Here is a 4,790-nt window from a genome sequence, read left to right as displayed (position 1 = left end):
AGTGATAAAAACTTTGAGAGTACAAAGAAAAACAATAATTTGGTGTAACAAAAAGTCAGCGAGAGCAGACGAACTTTTAATAGAGAGTTTGATCCTGGCTCAGGACGAACGCTGGCGGCGTGCTTAACACATGCAAGTCGAACGTGATTTTTATGGAAGGACCTTCGGGGACGGAAGTAAAATGAAAGTGGCGAACGGGTGAGTAACACGTGAGCAACCTACCTTACACAGGGGGATAGCCGTTGGAAACGACGATTAATACCGCATGAGACCACAATACTGCATGGTATAGGGGTCAAAGATTTATCGGTGTAAGATGGGCTCGCGTCTGATTAGCTAGTTGGAAGGGTAAAGGCCTACCAAGGCAACGATCAGTAGCCGGTCTGAGAGGATGAACGGCCACACTGGAACTGAGACACGGTCCAGACTCCTACGGGAGGCAGCAGTGGGGAATATTGCACAATGGGGGAAACCCTGATGCAGCGACGCCGCGTGAGCGAAGAAGGTTTTCGAATCGTAAAGCTCTGTCCTATGAGAAGATAATGACGGTATCATAGGAGGAAGCCCCGGCTAAATACGTGCCAGCAGCCGCGGTAATACGTATGGGGCGAGCGTTGTCCGGAATTATTGGGCGTAAAGGGTACGTAGGCGGCCTTTTAAGTCAGGTGTGAAAGCGTGAGGCTTAACCTCATTAAGCACTTGAAACTGGAAGGCTTGAGTGAAGGAGAGGAAAGTGGAATTCCTAGTGTAGCGGTGAAATGCGTAGATATTAGGAGGAATACCGGTGGCGAAGGCGACTTTCTGGACTTTTACTGACGCTCAGGTACGAAAGCGTGGGGAGCAAACAGGATTAGATACCCTGGTAGTCCACGCCGTAAACGATGAATGCTAGGTGTTGGGAGTCAAATCTCGGTGCCGAAGTTAACACATTAAGCATTCCGCCTGGGGAGTACGGTGGCAACACTGAAACTCAAAGGAATTGACGGGGACCCGCACAAGCAGCGGAGCATGTGGTTTAATTCGAAGCAACGCGAAGAACCTTACCAAGGCTTGACATATAGTTGAGTTATTGAGAAATTGATAAGTCCCTCGGGACAGCTATACAGGTGGTGCATGGTTGTCGTCAGCTCGTGTCGTGAGATGTTGGGTTAAGTCCCGCAACGAGCGCAACCCTTATCTTCAGTTACCAGCACGTAAAGGTGGGGACTCTGGAGAGACTGCCGATGATAAATCGGAGGAAGGTGGGGATGACGTCAAATCATCATGCCCTTTATGTCTTGGGCTACACACGTGCTACAATGGTTGGTACAACGAGAAGCGAGATAGTGATGTCAAGCAAAACTCTAAAAGCCAATCTCAGTTCGGATTGTAGGCTGCAACTCGCCTACATGAAGTCGGAGTTGCTAGTAATCGTGAATCAGAATGTCGCGGTGAATGCGTTCCCGGGTCTTGTACACACCGCCCGTCACACCATGGGAGTTGGCAATACCCGAAGCCGCCGATCTAACCGCAAGGAGGAAGGCGTCGAAGGTAGGGTTAATGACTGGGGTGAAGTCGTAACAAGGTAGCCGTATCGGAAGGTGCGGCTGGATCACCTCCTTTCTAAGGAGTACTAAGAACGACAGTTCAAAATTTAATTCTTAGTTTTATCACTGTTTTCTCGGTTCAATTTTTTTAACCAAAAAAGCTGTAAGGCTAACTAAAAGAGAATACCAAAATGATAGTATAAAACATTTTTTACTATCGTAAAAAAATTTTTGGGGGTGTAGCTCAGTTGGGAGAGCACCTGCCTTGCAAGCAGGGGGTCAGGAGTTCGAATCTCCTCATCTCCACCAAGAAACCTGACAATTAAAGAGAAATATATTTCTGGTCAAGCGACCAAGGGCATAAGGTGAATGCCTTGGCACTGAGAGCCGAAGAAGGACGTGATAAGCTGCGAAAAGTCTCGGGGAGGAGCAAATATCCTGTGATCCGTGAATGTCCGAATGGGGAAACCCACTTGAGCAAACCTCAAGTATCTTGTTGTGAATACATAGCAACAAGAGGGAATAGTTGGTGAACTGAAACATCTAAGTAGCCAGACGAAAAGAAAGAAAAAATTCGATTTTCAAAGTAGCGGCGAGCGAAATGGAAAGAGCCCAAATTAAGTCAATGAAGAAGAAGGATAGTAGAATGGTATGGGAAGACCAACCGAAGAAAGTGAAAGTCTTGTAAACGAAATCTAACTGATTCTGGCTTAGAAAGAGTAGCATGGGACACGAGAAATCCTGTGTGAATATAGGGGGACCACCCCCTAAGGCTAAATACTACTCAGTGACCGATAGAGAATAGTACCGTGAGGGAAAGGTGAAAAGAACCCCGGGAGGGGAGTGAAATAGAACCTGAAACCTTATGCCTACAAGCAGATAGAGTCTTAAGAGAGATGATATCGTACTTTTTGTAGAACGGGCCAGCGAGTTATGGTGTGCGGCAAGGTTAAGTAATGAAGTTACGGAGCCGTAGGGAAACCGAGTCTGAATAGGGCGGATAAGTCGTATGCCATAGACCCGAAACCAGGTGATCTATCCATGAGCAGGTTGAAGTGAAAGTAAAATTTCATGGAGGACCGAACCGGGTAGCGTTTAAAAGCTATCGGATGACTTGTGGATAGGGGTGAAAAGCCAATCGAACTTGGAGATAGCTGGTTCTCCTCGAAATAGCTTTAGGGCTAGCCTCAATTTAGTTTACAGGGGGTAGAGCACTGAATACCGTAGGGGTGTTAGACATTACCGAAAGTTATCAAACTGCGAATACCTGATAAATGATGATTGGGAGTCAGACTATGTGGGATAAGCTTCATAGTCAAAAGGGAAAGAGCCCAGACCACCAGCTAAGGTCCCTAAATATAGATTAAGTGGTAAAGGATGTTTTACTACTTAGACAACCAGGATGTTGGCTTAGAAGCAGCCATACATTTAAAGAGTGCGTAATAGCTCACTGGTCAAGTGGTAGAGCGCCGAAAATGAACGGGGCTAAAATCTAATACCGAAGCTGTGGACTAATTTAATTAGTGGTAGAGGAGCATTGTGTAAGGGGCGAAGCTAAGTTGGAAGACGAAGTGGACTTTACAGAAGAGAGAATGCTGGCATGAGTAGCGAAAAGGAGGGTGAGAATCCCTCCCGTCGAAAGCCTAAGGATTCCTGAGGAAGGCTCGTCCTCTCAGGGTAAGTCGGGACCTAAGCCCAGGCTGAAAAGCGTAAGCGATGGACAACAGGTTGAGATTCCTGTACTATCTTTGAATGTTTGAGAGATGTACTGACGCAGGAGGATATGTTGAGCGTGTGAATGGTAGAGCACGTCTAAGCAAGTAGGTAGAGAATAGAGGCAAATCCCTATTTTTAATATCGAGATGCGATGGGGAGCGAAAAATAAGTAGTGAAGCAACAGATTCCAAACTGCCAAGAAAAGGTACTATTGAGTGAGAAGATACCCGTACCAAAACCGACACAGGTAGGCAAGGAGAGAATCCTAAGACGCGCGGAAGAACCTTTGTTAAGGAACTCGGCAAAATGACCCCGTAACTTCGGGAGAAGGGGTACCATTAGATGTGAGATACTTTCGTATGGAGCATAGAGTGGTCGCAGAGAATAGGCCCAAGCAACTGTTTACCAAAAACACAAGTCTCTGCTAAATCGAAAGATGAAGTATAGGGGCTGACACCTGCCCGGTGCTGGAAGGTTAAGGGGAAATGTTAGAGCAATCGAAGCATAGAACTTAAGCCCCAGTAAACGGCGGCCGTAACTATAACGGTCCTAAGGTAGCGAAATTCCTTGTCGGGTAAGTTCCGACCCGCACGAAAGGTGTAATGATTTGGGCACTGTCTCAACAAAGGATCCGGTGAAATTGTAGTAGTCGTGAAGATGCGACTTACCCACGATAGGACGGAAAGACCCCGTGGAGCTTTACTGTAGGCTGGCATTGGAATTTGGTATTAAATGTACAGGATAGGTGGGAGACTATGAAGCGAGAGCGCCAGTTTTCGTGGAGTCGACGTTGGGATACCACTCTTTTGATACTAAATTTCTAACTTGATACTCTGAAACGAGTATAAGGACACTGTCAGTTGGGCAGTTTGACTGGGGCGGTCGCCTCCTAAAGAGTAACGGAGGCGTTCAAAGGTTCCCTCAGAATGGATGGAAATCATTCTAAGAGTGCAAAGGCAAAAGGGAGCTTAACTGCGACACCAACAAGTGGAGCAGATAGGAAACTAGGACTTAGTGATCCGGTGGTACCGAGTGGAAGGGCCATCGCTCAACGGATAAAAGCTACCCCGGGGATAACAGGCTTATCTCCCCCAAGAGTTCACATCGACGGGGAGGTTTGGCACCTCGATGTCGGCTCGTCTCATCCTGGGGCTGGAGTAGGTCCCAAGGGTTGGGCTGTTCGCCCATTAAAGAGGCACGCGAGCTGGGTTCAGAACGTCGTGAGACAGTTCGGTCCCTATCCATCGTGGGCGTAGGAAATTTGAGAGGAGCTGTCCTTAGTACGAGAGGACCGGGATGGACAGACCGCTGGTGTATCAGTTATCATGCCAATGGTAATGCTGAATAGCTAAGTCTGGAAGGGATAAGTGCTGAAGGCATCTAAGCACGAAGCCCCCCTCAAGATGAGATTTCCTGTTGCAGCAATGCAAGAGAGATTCGATACAGAAAATGTCGTAGATAGGTCAGAGGTGTAAAGGTGGCAACATCAAAGCTAACTGATACTAATAAATCGAAAGCTTGACCAGAAATATATACTCTTTAATTGGA

Annotated in this window: 1 tRNA gene and 2 rRNA genes; all 3 read left to right on the top strand. The window is 47.0% G+C overall.

The window, feature by feature from the left end:
* The first annotated feature begins 76 nt into the window (after nt 1-76).
* The 3 genes from ACLGL0_RS07145 (at nt 77) to ACLGL0_RS07135 (ending at nt 4,768) form a co-directional block, all read left to right on the top strand.
* Nucleotides 77-1,602 (top strand): 16S ribosomal RNA (locus ACLGL0_RS07145).
* A gap of 157 nt (nt 1,603-1,759) precedes the next feature.
* Nucleotides 1,760-1,835: transfer RNA gene (locus tag ACLGL0_RS07140), tRNA-Ala, on the top strand.
* 33 nt (nt 1,836-1,868) lie between these two features.
* Nucleotides 1,869-4,768: ribosomal RNA gene (locus ACLGL0_RS07135) — 23S ribosomal RNA — on the top strand.
* The 16S and 23S rRNA genes sit together here with 1 tRNA gene alongside, the layout of an rRNA operon.
* Nucleotides 4,769-4,790 lie beyond the last annotated feature (22 nt).

Origin of the sequence: Parvimonas pharyngis (genome assembly GCF_046569675.1) — a bacterium.
In the GTDB taxonomy this organism is placed as follows: domain Bacteria; phylum Bacillota; class Clostridia; order Tissierellales; family Peptoniphilaceae; genus Parvimonas.
The sequence above is the reverse complement of the archived record's forward strand: the minus strand, read 5'-3'. Positions and strand labels throughout refer to the sequence as shown.